This window comes from Pseudomonas sp. UBA6323, from assembly GCF_002439135.1.
GTDB lineage: Bacteria > Pseudomonadota > Gammaproteobacteria > Pseudomonadales > Pseudomonadaceae > Aquipseudomonas.
Map to the genome: position 1 here is coordinate 16,604 of NZ_DJSX01000042.1, position 16,578 is coordinate 33,181.

Annotated in this window: 14 protein-coding genes; 9 read left to right on the top strand and 5 right to left on the bottom strand. The window is 59.1% G+C overall.

Going from position 1 to position 16,578, the window contains the following annotated elements; genetic code table 11:
- Nucleotides 1–129 precede the first annotated feature (129 nt).
- The 4 genes from B3P22_RS09560 to B3P22_RS09575 all read left to right on the top strand — a co-directional run bounded on the left by B3P22_RS09560 (nucleotide 130) and on the right by B3P22_RS09575 (nucleotide 6,092).
- Entirely contained in the window at nucleotides 130–3,036 is a 2,907-nt protein-coding gene (locus tag B3P22_RS09560; RefSeq protein WP_296270793.1) for a ribonucleoside-diphosphate reductase subunit alpha, read from the top strand.
- Between the two features lie 430 nt (nucleotides 3,037–3,466).
- Nucleotides 3,467–4,717 (top strand): ribonucleotide-diphosphate reductase subunit beta, encoded by a 1,251-nt coding sequence (locus B3P22_RS09565; protein ID WP_106739528.1) that lies wholly within the window; start codon nucleotides 3,467–3,469, stop codon nucleotides 4,715–4,717.
- A gap of 118 nt (nucleotides 4,718–4,835) precedes the next feature.
- Entirely contained in the window at nucleotides 4,836–5,567 is a 732-nt protein-coding gene (locus B3P22_RS09570) for a DUF4145 domain-containing protein (protein WP_296270794.1), read from the top strand.
- 9 nt (nucleotides 5,568–5,576) lie between these two features.
- Nucleotides 5,577–6,092, top strand: a complete 516-nt coding sequence (locus tag B3P22_RS09575) for a hypothetical protein (protein WP_296270795.1) — start codon at nucleotides 5,577–5,579, stop codon at nucleotides 6,090–6,092.
- A gap of 948 nt (nucleotides 6,093–7,040) precedes the next feature.
- Here the strand turns inward: B3P22_RS09575 and B3P22_RS09580 are convergent.
- Complete coding sequence (locus B3P22_RS09580) at nucleotides 7,041–7,808, bottom strand: hypothetical protein (RefSeq protein ID WP_296270796.1); 768 nt, start codon at nucleotides 7,806–7,808, stop codon at nucleotides 7,041–7,043.
- A gap of 451 nt (nucleotides 7,809–8,259) precedes the next feature.
- On the opposite strand from B3P22_RS09580, the gene B3P22_RS09585 reads away from it, so the two are divergent.
- A complete protein-coding gene (locus B3P22_RS09585) occupies nucleotides 8,260–9,195 on the top strand; it encodes a hypothetical protein (protein ID WP_296270797.1) in 936 nt (311 codons plus the stop codon).
- 158 nt (nucleotides 9,196–9,353) lie between these two features.
- On the opposite strand, the gene B3P22_RS09590 is transcribed toward B3P22_RS09585, so the two are convergent.
- Entirely contained in the window at nucleotides 9,354–10,169 is an 816-nt protein-coding gene (locus B3P22_RS09590) for an aminotransferase class IV family protein (protein WP_296270798.1), read from the bottom strand.
- Between the two features lie 83 nt (nucleotides 10,170–10,252).
- On the opposite strand from B3P22_RS09590, the gene B3P22_RS09595 reads away from it, so the two are divergent.
- Complete coding sequence (locus B3P22_RS09595) at nucleotides 10,253–10,606, top strand: MerR family transcriptional regulator (protein ID WP_296270799.1); 354 nt, start codon at nucleotides 10,253–10,255, stop codon at nucleotides 10,604–10,606.
- Nucleotides 10,607–10,755: 149 nt separating this feature from the next.
- The gene (locus tag B3P22_RS09600) at nucleotides 10,756–11,286 is read left to right on the top strand and encodes an REP-associated tyrosine transposase (protein ID WP_296270886.1); all 531 of its coding nucleotides are present in this window, start codon (nucleotides 10,756–10,758) and stop codon (nucleotides 11,284–11,286) included.
- A gap of 37 nt (nucleotides 11,287–11,323) precedes the next feature.
- Here the strand turns inward: B3P22_RS09600 and B3P22_RS09605 are convergent, their stop codons facing one another.
- Together B3P22_RS09605 and B3P22_RS09610 are read right to left on the bottom strand one after the other, a co-directional pair.
- A complete protein-coding gene (locus B3P22_RS09605) occupies nucleotides 11,324–11,515 on the bottom strand; it encodes a DUF1289 domain-containing protein (protein WP_296270800.1) in 192 nt (63 codons plus the stop codon).
- Entirely contained in the window at nucleotides 11,499–11,834 is a 336-nt protein-coding gene (locus B3P22_RS09610; RefSeq protein WP_296270801.1) for a hypothetical protein, read from the bottom strand. The genes B3P22_RS09605 and B3P22_RS09610 overlap by 17 nt, the downstream gene beginning before the upstream one ends.
- A 243-nt stretch (nucleotides 11,835–12,077) precedes the next feature.
- On the opposite strand from B3P22_RS09610, the gene B3P22_RS09615 reads away from it, so the two are divergent.
- Together B3P22_RS09615 and B3P22_RS09620 are read left to right on the top strand one after the other, a co-directional pair.
- Complete coding sequence (locus B3P22_RS09615; RefSeq protein ID WP_296270802.1) at nucleotides 12,078–13,262, top strand: GGDEF domain-containing protein; 1,185 nt, start codon at nucleotides 12,078–12,080, stop codon at nucleotides 13,260–13,262.
- A 127-nt stretch (nucleotides 13,263–13,389) separates the two neighbouring features.
- Nucleotides 13,390–14,085: a GNAT family N-acetyltransferase gene (locus B3P22_RS09620; protein ID WP_296270803.1), complete on the top strand. Its 696-nt coding sequence runs from the start codon at nucleotides 13,390–13,392 to the stop codon at nucleotides 14,083–14,085.
- Nucleotides 14,086–14,189: 104 nt separating this feature from the next.
- Here B3P22_RS09620 and B3P22_RS09625 read toward each other — a convergent pair whose 3' ends face one another.
- Nucleotides 14,190–16,289: a TonB-dependent receptor gene (locus B3P22_RS09625; protein WP_296270804.1), complete on the bottom strand. Its 2,100-nt coding sequence runs from the start codon at nucleotides 16,287–16,289 to the stop codon at nucleotides 14,190–14,192.
- Nucleotides 16,290–16,578: the final 289 nt, after the last annotated feature.

Sequence of the window (16,578 nt, forward strand, 5' to 3'; positions counted from 1 at the left end):
AGCTCTTGCGACACCCCGTACCCGGCCCCGCCGCCGCGTGCGGCTCAGTTGTTAATGGAATGAACGGCGGACAGGGCACGGTTTCTAATCGTGACGTCCAACCAAAAATTACAGAACACGGAGATCTCCATGCATACCGACACTACTCGCGAGAACCCGCAGGCCGTGGCGCCGCAGGCCGCTGAATCCTCCCAGGATCTGGCTGCCACCGCGCCCGGCCAACTGCGTGTGATCAAGCGCAACGGCACTGTCGTCCCCTACACCGATGACAAGATCACCGTCGCCATCACCAAGGCCTTCCTTGCAGTAGAAGGCGGCACCGCTGCCGCTTCGTCGCGTATCCATGACACCGTCGCGCGTCTGACCGAGCAGGTCACCGCCACCTTCAAGCGCCGCATGCCGTCCGGCGGCACCATCCACATCGAAGAAATCCAGGACCAGGTCGAACTGGCCCGGATGCGCGCCGGCGAGCAGAAAGTCGCCCGCGACTACGTGATCTACCGCGAAGCCCAGGCCAGCAAGCGCAAGGCCAGTGCCGGCAGCGAAATCGCCCAGCCGCACCCGAGCATCCGCATCACCAACGCCGCTGGCGAAGTACAGCCGCTGGACATGGGCCGCCTGCAAACCATCATCCGCGAAGCCTGCGAAGGCCTGGCCGAAGTCGACGGCGGTCTGATCGAGCGCGAAACCCTGAAGAACCTGTACGACGGCGTGGCCGAGAAGGACGTCAACACCGCCCTGGTGATGACTGCCCGTACCCTGGTCGAGCGTGAGCCGAACTACAGCTACGTCACCGCCCGCCTGCTGATGGACAACATCCGCGCCGAGGCCCTGAGCTTCCTCAGCATCGCTGGCAGCGCCACTCACCACGAGATGGCCGACCTGTATGCCAAGGCCCTGCCCGCCTACGTCGACAAGGGCGTGGAGTTCGAGCTGCTGGACGCCAAGCTGAAGGAATTCGACCTGGAGAAACTGGGCCGCGCCATCAACCACGAGCGCGACCAGCAATTCACCTACCTCGGCCTGCAGACCCTGTACGACCGTTACTTCATCCACAAGGACGGCATCCGCTTCGAACTGCCGCAGGTGTTCTTTATGCGCGTGGCCATGGGCCTGGCCATCGAAGAGCCGAAGAACCGCGAAGAGCGCGCCATCGAGTTCTACAACCTGCTGTCCTCGTTCGACTACATGGCGTCGACCCCGACCCTGTTCAACGCCGGCACCCTGCGTCCGCAGCTGTCCTCGTGCTACCTGACCACCGTGCCGGACGACCTGTCGGGCATCTACGGCGCCATCCACGACAACGCCATGCTGAGCAAATTCGCCGGCGGCCTGGGCAACGACTGGACCCCGGTACGCGCGCTGGGCTCCTACATCAAGGGCACCAACGGCAAGTCCCAGGGCGTGGTTCCGTTCCTGAAAGTGGTCAACGACACCGCCGTGGCGGTCAACCAGGGCGGCAAGCGCAAGGGCGCAGTCTGCGCCTACCTGGAAACCTGGCACATGGACATCGAGGAATTCCTCGAGCTGCGCAAGAACACCGGTGACGACCGTCGTCGTACCCACGACATGAACACCGCCAACTGGATTCCTGACCTGTTCATGAAGCGCGTCTTCGAAGACGGCAAGTGGACCCTGTTCAGCCCGAGCGAAGTACCGGACCTGCACGACCTGACCGGCAAGGCCTTCGAAGAGCGCTACGAGTACTACGAAGCCCTGATCGAGTACGGCAAGATCAAGCTGTACAAGACCATCCAGGCCAAGGACCTGTGGCGCAAGATGCTCTCGATGCTGTTCGAGACCGGCCACCCGTGGCTGACCTTCAAGGACCCGTGCAACCTGCGCAGCCCGCAGCAGCACGTGGGCGTGGTACACAGCTCCAACCTGTGCACCGAGATCACCCTGAACACCAACAAGGACGAGATCGCCGTCTGCAACCTGGGCTCGGTCAACCTGGTCAACCACATCGTCGACGGCAAGCTGGACATCGAGAAACTCGGCCGCACCGTCAAGACTGCTGTGCGCATGCTCGATAACGTCATCGACATCAACTACTACAGCGTCGACCAGGCACGTAACTCCAACCTCAAGCACCGTCCGGTCGGCCTCGGCCTGATGGGCTTCCAGGACGCCCTGTACCTGCAGCACATCGCCTACGGTTCGGACGCGGCCATTGAGTTCGCCGACAAGTCGATGGAAGCCATCAGCTACTACGCCATCCAGGCCTCCTGTGACCTGGCCGAAGAGCGTGGCAGCTACAGCACCTTCGAAGGTTCGCTGTGGAGCAAGGGCATCCTGCCGCTGGACTCGCAGCAGATTCTGATCGAAGCCCGTGGCCAGAAGTACATCGACGTCGACCTGTCCGAATCGCTGGACTGGGCGCCGATCCGCGAGCGCGTGAAGAAAGGTATTCGTAACTCGAACATCATGGCCATCGCGCCGACCGCGACCATCTCCAACATCATTGGCGTGTCGCAGTCCATCGAGCCGACCTACCAGAACCTGTATGTGAAATCGAACCTCTCCGGCGAATTCACCGTGATCAACCCCTACCTGGTGCGCGACCTGAAAAACCGCGGCCTGTGGGACCCGGTCATGGTCAACGACCTGAAGTACTACGACGGTTCCGTGCAGCAGATCGAGCGCATCCCGCAGGATCTGAAAGACCTGTACGCCACCGCCTTCGAAGTGGAAACCAAGTGGATCGTCGACGCTGCCAGCCGTCGCCAGAAGTGGATCGACCAGGCTCAGTCGCTGAACCTGTACATCGCCGGCGCCTCGGGCAAGAAGCTGGACGTGACCTACCGCATGGCCTGGTACCGTGGCCTGAAAACCACCTACTACCTCCGTGCCCTGGCCGCCACCAGCACCGAGAAGTCCACCATCAACACCGGCAAGCTCAACGCTGTATCCGCTGGTGGTGACGAAGGCTTCTCGGCCAAGGCCCAGGCCCCTGCCCAGCAGGCCGCCCCGGCCCCGGCGCCAGTACCGAAAGCGTGTGCCATCGACGAACCCGACTGCGAAGCTTGTCAGTAAGGCTTTCGCGTGGATCTGAGCGGCGCCCGCGTCGTTGCCTGGTAGGCCGGCCCCCATCACGTACTTGAAGTACGCTCAGGGGCTCCGACCTACCAGGCGCCTAGCGCACACTCGCTCAGCTACACGCTCGAAGGTCTGTGAAGCTCTAAAGCGATTCAGCAGTAAATCCCTCTCCCGCTTGCGGGAGAGGGTTAGGGAGAGGGCAAAGCTCTTTGTAGGAGCGGATTTATCCGCGATGCTTCCCTCCCCCATCTAATTCCCGCCCGTCCTCCTCCGGGACGAGGGGCAAAGGGTCAGCCAGCAATCCACCGCCTGCTGACCAGTGGTACCCGTTTACCCTTGCGCGCATCACGCAACGGAACATAATTCAAATTATCTGTATATCCATACAGGCCGGTTCGTTAACCGGCCCTCACGCAGGAGCCAAGCCATGCTGAGCTGGGATGAATTCGACAAGGAAGACGGCGCAGAAGCAGCCGCCGCAAGCAAAGCCACCGCACAAAGCGCCGGCACCAACTTCGACAAGCTCGACAGCGAAGCTGCCGGCTCGGTCGAGCAGGCCCGCGCCGTTGACGCCAACGACTCCGACGCCGTCGCCCGCGCCAAGAAAGCCCTGAACGACCTCGACATCCAGGAAGGCCTGGACGACCTCGAAGGCGCCTCCGCGCGTGTGCAGGTCGGCGACAAGCAGATGATCAACGCCCGCGCCGACCTCAACCAGCTCGTACCCTTCAAGTACGACTGGGCCTGGCAGAAGTATCTGGATGGTTGCGCCAACCACTGGATGCCGCAGGAAGTGAACATGAACGCCGACATCGCGCTGTGGAAATCCACCGACGGTCTCTCCGAAGACGAGCGCCGCATCGTCATGCGCAACCTCGGCTTCTTCTCCACTGCCGACAGCCTGGTTGCCAACAACCTGGTCCTGGCCGTGTACCGCCTGATCACCAACCCCGAGTGCCGTCAGTACATCCTGCGCCAGGCCTTCGAGGAAGCGATCCACACCCACGCCTACCAGTACTGCATCGAATCGCTGGGCATGGATGAAGGCGAGATCTTCAACATGTACCACGAGATCCCGAGCGTCGCGAAGAAGGCCTCCTGGGGCCTGAAGTACACCCGCTCGATCTCCGATCCCAAGTTCCAGACCGGCACCCCGGAAACCGACCGCCAGTTCCTGCGCAATCTGATCGCCTACTACTGCGTACTGGAAGGCATCTTCTTCTACTGCGGCTTCACCCAGATTCTCTCCATGGGCCGCCGCAACAAGATGACCGGCACCGCCGAGCAGTTCCAGTACATCCTGCGTGACGAGTCCATGCACCTGAACTTCGGCATCGACGTGATCAACCAGATCAAGATCGAGAACCCACACCTGTGGGATGCCCAGATGAAGGACGAAGCGACCCAGATGATCCTGCAGGGCACCCAACTTGAGATCGAATACGCGCGTGACACCATGCCGCGCGGCGTACTGGGCATGAACGCCGCGATGATGGAGGACTACCTCAAATTCATCGCCAACCGCCGCCTGACCCAGATCGGCCTGAAGGAAGAGTACCCGGGTACCACCAACCCCTTCCCGTGGATGAGCGAGATCATGGACCTGAAGAAGGAGAAGAACTTCTTCGAGACGCGAGTGATCGAGTATCAGACTGGTGGGGCGTTGAGCTGGGATTGATACCTGGGTCTAGACCATTAGGACAGATTAGAAAGCGCTTTGCCTGAGTACGGATGTTCGGGGTAGCGAGAGAAACTAAAAAGCCCCGCCTACTGCGGGGCTTTTTATTGGGCAAAATATGAATATTGAAAAATTTGCTTTAATCTCAAAACTACTCGACCTAACAGAGATTGAAAAAGTAGAAAATCTAGCTTTCTTTCATCACCAGATATCCAACTTAGAAAGCTTCTCAATTAGAGAGATATGCACTTGGTTTGAAATGCTAGGCCTACCTTCCCCTAACACCTCAAGACTTAAAAAGAAAATCTTAGAATCAAAAAAGCTAATCAAAGCTAAAGACAAAGATTCCTACAAGCTACACCCCAAAGCCACATTAGATTTTTTAAAAGAACTCCCAGAGCTAAAAAACACCAATGAGAACATCGAAACTATAGACTCAATTATCCCTCAAGCCTTGTACGCCGACACTCGCGGCTACATAGAGTCATTATCCAAGCAAATTAATGCATCCTTTGAAAACAACATATATGACGGATGCGCCGTTCTAATGCGAAGGCTTCTGGAAATACTACTCATACATTCCTATGAGGCGCTAAAAATAGAAGATCAAATCAAAGAATCAAACGGCGATTATCATAATTTAGCAACCATAATAAAACTAGCCATAAGCAACAAAAGCCTTGCCTTATCTAGAAACACAAAAGACTGCCTGGACACCTTTAGGAAGCTAGGAAATTTCTCTGCCCATAAGATTTATTACAATGCCAAAAGAGGTGACATAAAAGAAATAGCACCCGACTTCAGAGCTACCATTGAAGAACTTTTATATAAATCAAAACTATTAAAATAAGGGGATTCCATGATGACAGCAAAATTCAAAATCACTCTAAATAGTCAAAATATTGAAATAGAAGGATCAGAAGAATTCATAGAGCGACAAATAGAACGAATCCACTCGCTCCTCAAAATTTTTGACCAAAACAGCACAAGCAACAAGACCACAACCCCACAGCCAGCAAGCGAATTGCCCTTGGCCACGCCAGAAACAATCCACCCCAAAAGTGAGCTTTCAGTTCCGGACAACTTCGGCGAATGGATGTACAAGTTCAAAGAAGATATAAACGACCAAGAAAAAGCATTAATTTGCGCTTTTTATGTGCAAGCGAAATCCGCGACAAACGATTTCAAAACATCAGAAATCAACAACTGCCTAAAAGAACACGGAATCAAAATCGCCAACCCATCCACGAACATTCAACGCCTAGCAAGTAAAAAACTAACCTTTCAAACTCGAAAGGTTGGCAAGCTTATCTACATGCGCGTTTCAAAAGATGGCGAGTCTCACCTCAAATCTCGATTCAGAGGAACAGATTAAGAATTAAGCAAGAAACTTGGATTCAAAACAATCGGGGACAGACCACGACTTACCGGCGCCACCCATGCCCCCTTTTCGCCCTTACGGCGAGTCACTTTCTCTTTGCTCGCGCGAAAGAGAAAGTAACCAAAGAGAAAGCGCGCCCGACATCCGGGTTTCGCTGCGCTCAACTCCCCTCGCTCCGGCGCTGTTCCGAGGGTCGTCACGGTGGGCCATCCCTGGCCCATCGTTCCTCGTTTGGCATCCATGCCAAACGCCCCTCTCCACAGCACCTCCGCTCAGCCTCCTGACGGGATTCGGAGACCGAGTCGCCTGAATGTTTTGTGGAAGGTAGAGCAACAAGCAAGAGCAGAGCTTAAAGAGCCAGAGCAACGCGGCGTTGCCATGTTGCTCTGGCTCTTTAGTGTTTTTGAAGCACCGATCTCACTGGCAACGCCAAACGCCCCTTTCAGGAGGCCGAGTGGAATCGTTGTGTAAGGAGTTGAGCGGCATGGATGCCGCGAGAGCCGCGATGGGCCAGGGATGGCCCTTCGCGGCGTGCCCCTGGAGCAATGATGGAGCGAGGAAACATAGCGAAGCGCAGTAACAGCCGCAGGCTGGCCCGGAGGGTGAGCGAAGCGAATCAACCCGACGAAGTCGGGCCGGATGCCAGGGGCAAGACCTTTTGCTTACTTTTGGCGGGGCCGGCCATCCGGGCGTCTGCCAAAAGTGAGCCGCTGTAAGAGCGGAACCGGTATGAGAATCACCACATAAGCGGCGAGTTCACACCGTAGCATTCAACTTAAAAGCATCTGCCGCCCCGCAACCCGCAGGCGATAAGCGACAAAGCTTTCGATCAGGCGGGCAAGGGCGGCGATGGAGTTCATACCGCGATGATGGCTCTCTCGCGCGAGGTGCGCGGCAGGCCGCTAGTACAGCCTAGCGGCCCGTTCATTCTCTATAGTGGGCTTAATCGTCGTCCTGATCATCATTGTCCTCGTCGGCGCGGTAATCGAATGTACCCAGTGGCTGCAACACTTCCTCCATACGCTTGAGCCCACTTTCATCGATTGCACCGATGAAAATCTGCCCGGAGGAGAAAAGGATGTGACCACCTAACGAAGGGAATTGGACATTGAGATGGACATCCTCGTCATAAACCAAGTGGTTGATGAAATCGACCTCTGCATCGCCGTCCGTGTCACGCTCGTCGAATTCGAGGTACGTCTCGTACATGACGTTGTTTGCCAGTACTTCAAGGTTTTCGGGACTGGTGATCTCGAAGGCAGAGATTTCTTCACCATTACGCTTTAGCAAATAGGCCGGTAGATGCGGGGCTAAAAGTTGAGCCAACTGCTCATTGTCCTGCTCCGCCACTTTTGCCGCATCAACGACGAGCTTGCCGCGAAACTTCAGGCCTGGTACCGAATCCGGATCGATGACTGACATTTTCCGATAGAGCTCAAGTGAACAGCTCAGCTTGGTGTCACGCTGCAAACGCTTGATTTGGCAGACCTCACCGATTTCTCCATCCCAGCCATCATAATCGGGATCAACAACGGCAAGCTTCTGGCCGATGACCGCCTGCGCCTCAGGCGATAACCGCGCGAACCCAGCCCTATTCAGGGAACGATGGAAAGGGGGGAATTCGTCTTCCTGCTCATCATCCTGATCACCGTCATTGAGCACTTTGTGCAACTCGTCCTTCATCATGTCCATGAAGTCTTTGATATTCATATCGTCCACACATCCCTGAAAGTAGAGGTTTCCTGCCTAGTGGCAGGTTGCCAGATCATACTCGGGATTCGAAACGGCTCAATCTCCCGCTAGGTATCCCAGCACCACGTTGCGAATGCCTTCACGGTTCAGTTCCGTGATAGCCAGAAGCTCATGCCGAGCGTACTGCAAGTCGAGCAAGCCCTTGCCGGGGCAATCGCGCAGGCCGTACTGTGAATACGGACGATGGATCGTTCCCACGCTTCGCGTGTTGCCGACCCGCACCTGTAGGCAACGCAGAGCGCCACGAGCTGGCTATCACACTGGAGCGTGGGAGCTATCGCGATAACCACACCCGTGGATGATCTCCCCCTTGCCACACAGAAATCCCCACAGTCGTGGCCCACTTCCCTTCCCACTCATGAACCAGGCGCTATCATGCGCGGCCATTTCAGACCAAAGGAGAGGTCTCGTGAACGCTCGCCGCATCATGCTGCTTGGCACCCTGGCATTACTTGGCGCCTGCAAGGAAGAACGCCTGGTTCTGCACTTCGAACAACCTGTTTCCAGCGGCTGGGGGCTCGACTCGCAATACCAGCAAGCGATCCTCGATGGCCTGCAAAACGCCGGTATCGACAGCAGCCAGGCGACGCTCGACACACGCGACAATGGCAAGGCGGTAGCCGTCTCCTTCCCCGAAGACGCGCTGAGCCAGCAACAGCAGGCAAGCCTGACCACCTACTTCGACGATCTGCTCAAGGCACGTGCCGAGTCGCAACAGGTGCGTTTGCGCATCAAGCAGCAGGAGCCCGAAGTGGTAAAGGGCGATCCATTTGCCGACACGAGCCGGATGCTGCAGGCAAAGGCCAACACGATGCGCCCGCAATTCACCAGCCGCATCGAGTACTTCGATACGCCACGACTGATGTACCAGGAGCGCGAGGCGCCAGGTGTCCGCCTGTATCAGTCCAGCCCGGTGCACTGCCAGGTCACCCTGGGACTGGAGAAGCCGCTGCCGCAAATCCACTATCAGTTGAACGCCCCCGGCGAGAGCAGCAGCGTCGACATGCTCAACCAGTTTCTGGCGACACAGAGCTTCCGTCTGCCTTCGTCGGTGAGTATCGGCAACAGCGACCTTGATCAGGCCGTTGCCGAAGGCCACTACCGCTACAAGCTGATCACCGGCGCCAATGCCCGTGCCAACCTGGCCGATGAACTCGTGTTCTTTTTCGGTGAGCTAGGTTTGGTCGAACACAGGGGCGGCCTTACCACCAACGACCTTGGCAAGTTCGAGGCGAGCTGCCTGAAGCGGATCATGGCTGCCGGGCGACCCCTCACCTTTCATTACGGCAACTCACTGGATCGACTGGTAGCGGTGGATTATCTCTTCGGCGAAGCGGCTCGATGATTGATCGTCGAAGCTGCAGGCGGCTGCCAGCCAGCAACCTGTGGACGACGCAAAGCTCTGCAGGCCGGCTGCTACGCTAGAGCGTGCGAGCTATCAAAAGAGCATCATCCACCCTGCGCCCGGTCGGATTACCCTCCACTGTCCGCCTTGCGCCAATCTCAGGGCAAGTCGGCCGGTTCGACCTTATGGGCCTTGTGCAGCAACTCGATAAACGGCCTTGCCTCATCGAGTTCATGGGCAGCAATGGCGGTGACCGGAACCCCCGGTGTCCATGAGTTCATCACGGCTGCACCAGCGAGCTGTTTCACACGCTCGAGCGTGATGACTTCACAACGCTGGGGCACGCCGAGGCGGGCAAGTTGCCGCTGAACCATGCCCATCATGGTGCCTTTGAGCATCTCGGCCTTAGGCCAGATCACCGTCTCACCATCCCAGAACGCCAGGTTCCAGATCGTGGCCTCACTCAGGTGCCCACGTTGATTGACGAAGGCCGCATCATCGAAACCCTCGCGTATGGCCTGGTGCAGGTAATAGGTCTTGCCGATTTCACCGACATGCTTGATTGCCGCCAGCGGCCTCTCATGCTCGATGACACTCAAGCGCAACGGGCCTTGCGGCCCATCGGACGGCGCGGCTGTGCGCACGAATACGGCCGGTTCAACCTCCATGCTGGCGGCCGTGAACTCGCCGTGAGGTGAAAAGACGGTGACGGTCAGTGACTGGTCGCTCGCGCCGTCTTCAACCGCGGTGCGAATGTACGACCGCAGCAACGCTTCAGCAGGCGCACGGTTGAAGAGCTTTAGAGAGGCATCGCGTAGGCGCTGCAGGTGAAGATCCAGCCCCTTGATTCTGGAGTGCCTGACCTGCATCGCGGTGAAGTGAGCAAAACCGGCGAAAGCCAGCGGGTTCAGCGGTGAGGCGCTGATAGGTTGCCCATTGATGTAGGACGGATAGGGGTTCGAGTGAATCGCCATGAGTACGGCTCCTGTGGTGCTCGATTGATCGAGCACCTATCATCGACCCTGACAGCACTGTCAGAGTCAAGGCGAAGGAAGCGATGAAAATAGGTGAGCTATCCAGGCGTTCTGGCGTGAGTGTGAGAATGCTCCGTTACTACGAAACCGACGGTTTGCTGAAGCCCAAGCGCACAGCCAGCGGCTACCGAGATTACGACCTGGCAGAGTTGCGCACGGTCGAACGCATCAGGTTGCTGGGTGCAGCAGGCATGACCCTGGCGACTATCTTGAAGTTCTTGCCGTGCGTGAGAGGCGAAGGCCTCGCCTTCGAGCCATGCGATGAGCTGCGCGACGTTCTGCACGAACAGATCCGCGTGGCCGATCAGAAAGCGGCCGAACTGGCGCAGAGCCGCAAGATTCTGGAGAGTTTTCTGCAGGAAGTTGAGCGAGGCTGATCAGCAGCGAGTAGCCTGGACAACCGCTGATGGTGGATGAAAAAAGCGTCATCCACCCTACGGTTCGCCGACAGACCGGGTGTAGGGTGGACAACGCGAAGCTTGTCCACCATGGTTTAGATACAGCCACCGCTCAAGGACGAGCCGCAATGCCCAATTACCGGCGCGCCCGCGTTGCTGGCGCCACCTACTTCTTCACCGTCAACCTGCGCGATCGCACCAGCGATCTGCTGATCCGCGAAATCGACTTGCTGCGCGAGACTGTGCGCGCCACCAAAACCCGTCACCCCTTCCATATCGATGCCTGGGTGGTGCTGCCCGAGCACATGCATTGCCTGTGGACACTCCCGCCTAGCGACGCAGATTTTGCCCTGCGCTGGAAGGTCATCAAGTTCGCTTTCAGCAAACGCCTACCCGCCCTCGAAATGCTAAGCGCCAACCAACAGAACAGGCGTGAGCGTGGTATTTGGCAAAGGCGCTACTGGGAACATCTGATCCGTGACGAACGCGATTACCAGCGCCACTTCGATTACATCCACTACAACCCGCTTAAACACGGCCATGTGGCACGGTTGGCGGATTGGCCCTATTCGAGCTTCCATCGGGCAGTGGCGGAAGGTATTTACCCAGCAGATTGGTGTGGTGTGCCGGAGCAGGTCGAGGGTGGTTATGGTGAGTGAGCTACCCGATGGTGGATGAAAAAAAGCGTCATCCACCCTACTGACCTTTACCTTTCTTCTTGGCAATCGCCTTCATCCTTGCTGCGGCCTTCTGCACGGTGGCCATCTTCTCGGGGCGTTTCATGCCCCGCCATTTGCGGATTTCCTCGCGCGTGCGTCCACAGCTGACGCACAGCTCGCCGTTGAGCTGGCACAGCGACACGCAGGGGTTCTCAATGTCCTTGGCCACGCTTGCCCCTTGCCGGTCGTTCGACCGAAAACGCTACGTGGTCGGCGATGCGGGATACGCTGATACCCACCTCGTCGAAAGCCGCCAGGGTCAGCGCCAGCATTCTCGCCTTGTCGGCATTGGCGAGTGCCCGCGCCTTGTTCGCCTCGGTGTCGAACACCCAGGTTACGACAAGGCTCTGCGGAAACTGCTCGTAGTCCACATCATGGGTCAGCCATTGGAAGCCGACGACTTCGCTTTTCGTCGTTTCACAGGCCAGGGTCAGCTCGCGGATCAGCTCGCGCTCGATGCCTGAGTATTTTCGTTTCGGCGATGGCATAGGGCTCTTCCGGATCTGTGTTCGATGCCCCGCCATGTTACCCGAGACGCTATAGGCCAGGACGCTGCGATGGCGTTCACGACGCAGAGCGTGGGAACGAGCAAAGCGTCCAATGGCCACTGCAGACACCCGACCGCCAGCCCTGTGAAAATCCGCCCTAACCCTTAAAATCTGCCGCCAAACAGACCGCAGGCGGAATGCCCACCGCTCCCTCCCCATCGATCTATACAGGCCCTGCAGAACATGGCGTTCGACGCCCCGACCATGCTGACTCTCACCATCGCTCTCGCCGTGGCCGCTGCGCTGTACCTGGCGGTTGAGTGGCGCAACGTGCGGGAGTCGCCCCTGCTGTTCTGGAGTGCGGGCTTCGCGACCATCGCCATCGGCTCGACCCTTGCCCTGTTGCGCGGCAGCGGCCTGATCCTGATTGGCATCTGGTTCGCCAATGGCCTGCTGATCACGGCTCACTGGCTGTTTTTACTAGGTGTGGCCCGCTTCACCGAAGCGCGGTTTTCGCGGGCCTGGTACCTGATCTTCGTCGCCTGGCTGGCGATGTTGCTCCTGCCGGAGGGGCCGCTGTGGTCCAGGGTCATGCTGTTCACCAACTCGATGCTGGTCGCCCTGGTCACCCTCAATGCCAGCGCCCTGCTGCGTCCTCACGGCAGGTCATTGAGCGTGGGCGCCGTGCAGTTGCGCTATGTGTTGCTGATGCACGGCCTGTTCTATGCGGCCAAGGCAATGACCGCGGTGATTCCCGGCGCGCTGATCGACCTCAACGCCTTTCGTGGCCTGATCATCCAGATTTCGTTGGTGGAAGGCGCCATGGCGCTGATGCTGATTGCCCTGTCGATGACCGGCACCGTACGTTGGCGCCGCGAGAAGCGCATCGAGCGCCTGGCCGCTCGCGACCCGCTGACCGCGCTGTACAACCGCCGCGCGCTGGAGGCGAGAGCCGGCAACCTGCTGAAGGAAACTTCGCCCACCCGCCCTGGCGCGCTGCTGCTGATCGACATCGACAACTTCAAGCAGGTCAACGATCTCCACGGCCACCTTGCGGGGGACCGCCTGCTGATCGCCCTCGGCGAGATGCTCCGCGCGCTGCTGCCGGAACGCGCGCTGACGGCTCGCCTGGGCGGTGACGAGTTCGTCATCCTGCTGGGCGATGCGTCGAACGAGCGTGTCGTGGCCTTGAGCGATGCGCTGCGCCAACGCTTCAACCCGATGGCAGCGCAAGCATTCGACACTCCCGAGGCCGTCACCCTGAGCATCGGCGCCACGCTGTTCGATCGACCACCGGCCAGCCTGGCGGCGTTGATCGAGCAAGGCGACACCGCGCTGTATCAGTCCAAGCGCGGCGGCCGCAACAGCACGCGGGTGGATGACCGGACGGAGGCGAATTGCAGCCGAGCGGATAGAGGCACACCGTAGCGCCGATCTGCTGGCCGTCCCGGATCAAGGTCGGGATCGGTTCGTGGCGCCATCGCCTACGAAACGTCATGGACGCAGCCGGCGGGTTACAATCCCCGGCCACGCCCTTGCCCTGCGGAGCCTCCTGATGTTCACCCTTTCCCACCTCAGCAGCCCTCCGCCCGAGTCACTGAAGAGTCAGGTGCAGCAGATGGTGGTGGACTACTTCGCCGACGTCAGCGCGGTACCGCTGCTGCCGAGCAACCCGCTGTATCAGCTCTACCAGTACGTGATCGGCTATGAGCTGCATCTGCACCTGCAGAGCATGAACGGCGACGCCGAAGGCCCCGTGCAGTTGCTACTGGCGCTCGATGATGAAGACCCAGCCCGTGTACTCGGGTTTGCCCTGTACCTGCCCAGCCCCGACGATGCTGCCGCCTGCACCCTCGCCTATCTGGCGGTGCACAGCGAGCATCGCGCTCAGGGCATCGGTCGGGCGCTGCTGCAACGCTTGCTGGAGCGACGCCCGCACCTGGAGCTGGCATGCACGGCAGACAAGGTGCCGCTGTTCGAGGCCCTGGGTTTGCAGGTGCTGGCCGCACAGGGTGCGCAGGTGGTGATGAACAGCCGCGACTATCGCTCCAGCGGCATGTTCGCCGTCGCCGACCTGGCGCCCGTGTTCGCCTCCACGGAGGTCCGGCAGATTCACGCCTACCTGCTCAAGCAGCACGGCCAGCGCGCCATGCAACAGGCGGAAAAGCAGCGCGACCAGCACCTTGATGCGCTCGCCCTGCAGGCTCAGCAGTTGGTCGACGAGCGCCTGCCTTCACGCGCGCTGCATTGAGGCGATGTCCCACGCTGGCCGTGGGGGTTTAACGAAACGCCGAGCGCCCCCTGCGACGGTCCGCCAACGCTGATAAAGCACTACGACAGGGGGCTCTCGCCCGATCAGAACGAGTAGCTGGCACTAACCACCAGGTTACGCGGTTCGCCCAGCTGGATCTGCCCGGCGCTGGTGGCAGAGCTGTAGTAGGTACGGTCGGTGATGTTGTTCAGCGCCGCGCGCACATCCCAGTCCTTGTGACGGTAGCCGGCCAGGGCGTCCCAGGTACCATAGCCAGGCAGTACGGTGGTGTTCTGGTTGTCGGCAAAGCGCTCGCCCACCAAGGTCACGCCGGTTTCGGCGTACCAGCCCAGCTCAGGCTTCCAGGTGATGAACAGGCTGCCATTGCGCTTGGCAACGTTGCTGACGCGGTTGCCTTCCAGGCCGTTGTTGTCCTTGACGATGCTGGCGTCCTGCAAACCGATGCCGCCGCGCAGGTACCAGTTGCCGACCAGTCGGCCAGTTGCGGTCAGCTCGATACCGCGCGAGCGCTGCAGGCCGGTGAGAATGGTCAGGGTCGGGTCGTTCGGGTCGCTGGTACGGCGGTTGTAGAGTTCCAGCTCGTATACGGCCAGGGTGGTGCTCAGGCGCTCGTCCAGCCAGTCGCTCTTGACGCCGACTTCCTTCTGCCGGGTCTGTTCGGGCTCGAGTTCGTTGCCATTGCCCGAGGCGCCCGGGGTGATACCGATCAGTCCACCGCCGACCGGGGAGAAGGTCTTGCTCCAGGAGGCGTAGAAGGAGTGATGCTGCAGCGGCGTCCAGACGATACCGGCGCGGGGGCTGAGGCCGTAGCTGTTGCGATCTTCCTTGAGGTTGCGCAGCTTGTTGGTGGTGGCCACCTCGAACTCGTCGTAACGCAAGCCGGCCAGCAGTTGCCATTGGTCATTCAGGCGCAGTTGATCCTGCACGTAGATGCCACGGCTTTCGACTTCGGTGTGGTTGTTGCTGGAAAGGGTCATGGCGCCCGGGTGACTCTGGCTGCGATCCGGGTTGTACAGGTCGAGCGCGGGTACGGCCTGGCCGCCCTGATTGACGGCGAGCGCGCTGTAAAGCTTCGGGTCACGACGCTGGCTACCGATTTCCACACCGGTCAGCAGACGATGCTCTAAGCCGAAGGTGTCGACGGTGCCTTCGGCCTCCAGGTTGTTGAACAGGTTGCGGGTACGCAGATCCTGCTGCCAACGTTGCCGGGTCACGCGCTGGGTAGCAGCGTTGAAGCCAGTCAGGTAGGTGTTGTCGAAGTCGCTGTCGAGTTTGAAGAGGCTGGCGGTATGACGCAGTTGCCAGTTGTCATTTAATTCGTAGGTGAGCCTGGAGCGCAGTGTTTGCGTGGTGTCGTCGATGAAATCGCGGTCATCGCCATAGGTGGTGTCGCGCTTGACGTCCGCCGGGCGTCCACCAACGCCGGGAATACCGCGATCCGGGGTGCGGTCGAAGCGGCTGTATTCATACTGCACCAGCCAGTTCAGCTCAGGCGTCAGCTGCCAGCTCATGGACGGCGCGAACAGTTGACGATGGCTGGAGACGCCGTCACGGAAGCTGTTGCTGTCTTCATTGCCCATGTTCAGGCGCAGACTGATGGTGTCGGAGGGGTCGGCGCTGAGGTCGGCATACAGGCTGCGCAGGTCTTCGCTGCCGCCCTGTGCCTCGAGCGTGGAGCGACGACCAGCTTCGGGCGCCTTGCTGATGCGGTTGACGATACCGCCCTGGCTGCCACGCCCATAGAGCACGGCTGCCGGCCCCTTGAGCACTTCGATGCGCTCGATGTTGTGCAGGTCGCGCACGTACTGGCTGTCGTCACGCACGCCATCCAGGTAAAAGTCGTTGCTGGCATCGAAGCCACGGATGCGCAGGCTGTCGAAACGGGTATCCGCCCCGCTGCTGACGTTGGGCAGGCCGCTGAGCGCCTTGCCCAGATCATTGGTGCCATAGTTCAGCACGTTGCTCGTTTTCAGTGTATCGATGGCCTGCGGCACGTAACGCACCGGCGTGGCAGTGCGGGTGGCGGTGCTGACCTCCTTGACGCGGGGGTTATCGGCTTCCTCGTCAGCCTCGCCATAGACCACGATCTCAGGCAGGTTTGCCGTGGCGGCGCAAGCAAAGCCGGTTGTCAGTAGAACGGAAAAGCCCAGCGAAATGGAGGTTAGTCGCGAAAGGGAGAACATCTCAGCACGCATCCAGACAAAGGTGATTTATTAACGGGCGCGCATGATAATGTTTTTCATTTGATACATAGAAGTATTTATTACTTGCTTCACGCCTGCTGAAATCTTGAATGCCTCACCTCGGATGAACGGAAGCCAGCAGCAGGCCCGCACTACGTGATGAAGAGCTGTCGTGCACGTTGCGAGCGGTCTGCAACGCAGCCGCTTTGCCCCGAGAATAAAGGCGTGCAGGGCTCCTGTGCGGTGTCCTGCTCTACCGCCCTTCTCCAACCGCGAGCCACTGGGCCCG

What these genes read in the sequence shown, in the direction of transcription:
- B3P22_RS09590 (WP_296270798.1), bottom strand. Translation starts at nt 10,169, where the DNA reads ATGGCGATTCACTCGAACCCCTATCCGTCCTACATCAATGGGCAACCT.
- B3P22_RS09610 (WP_296270801.1), bottom strand. Translation starts at nt 11,834, where the DNA reads ATGCCATCGCCGAAACGAAAATACTCAGGCATCGAGCGCGAGCTGATC.
- B3P22_RS09560 (WP_296270793.1), top strand. Translation starts at nt 130, where the DNA reads ATGCATACCGACACTACTCGCGAGAACCCGCAGGCCGTGGCGCCGCAG.
- B3P22_RS09620 (WP_296270803.1), top strand. Translation starts at nt 13,390, where the DNA reads ATGTTCACCCTTTCCCACCTCAGCAGCCCTCCGCCCGAGTCACTGAAG.
- B3P22_RS09615 (WP_296270802.1), top strand. Translation starts at nt 12,078, where the DNA reads ATGGCGTTCGACGCCCCGACCATGCTGACTCTCACCATCGCTCTCGCC.
- B3P22_RS09600 (WP_296270886.1), top strand. Translation starts at nt 10,756, where the DNA reads ATGCCCAATTACCGGCGCGCCCGCGTTGCTGGCGCCACCTACTTCTTC.
- B3P22_RS09595 (WP_296270799.1), top strand. Translation starts at nt 10,253, where the DNA reads ATGAAAATAGGTGAGCTATCCAGGCGTTCTGGCGTGAGTGTGAGAATG.
- B3P22_RS09580 (WP_296270796.1), bottom strand. Translation starts at nt 7,808, where the DNA reads ATGAATATCAAAGACTTCATGGACATGATGAAGGACGAGTTGCACAAA.
- B3P22_RS09570 (WP_296270794.1), top strand. Translation starts at nt 4,836, where the DNA reads ATGAATATTGAAAAATTTGCTTTAATCTCAAAACTACTCGACCTAACA.
- B3P22_RS09625 (WP_296270804.1), bottom strand. Translation starts at nt 16,289, where the DNA reads ATGTTCTCCCTTTCGCGACTAACCTCCATTTCGCTGGGCTTTTCCGTT.
- B3P22_RS09565 (WP_106739528.1), top strand. Translation starts at nt 3,467, where the DNA reads ATGCTGAGCTGGGATGAATTCGACAAGGAAGACGGCGCAGAAGCAGCC.
- B3P22_RS09575 (WP_296270795.1), top strand. Translation starts at nt 5,577, where the DNA reads ATGATGACAGCAAAATTCAAAATCACTCTAAATAGTCAAAATATTGAA.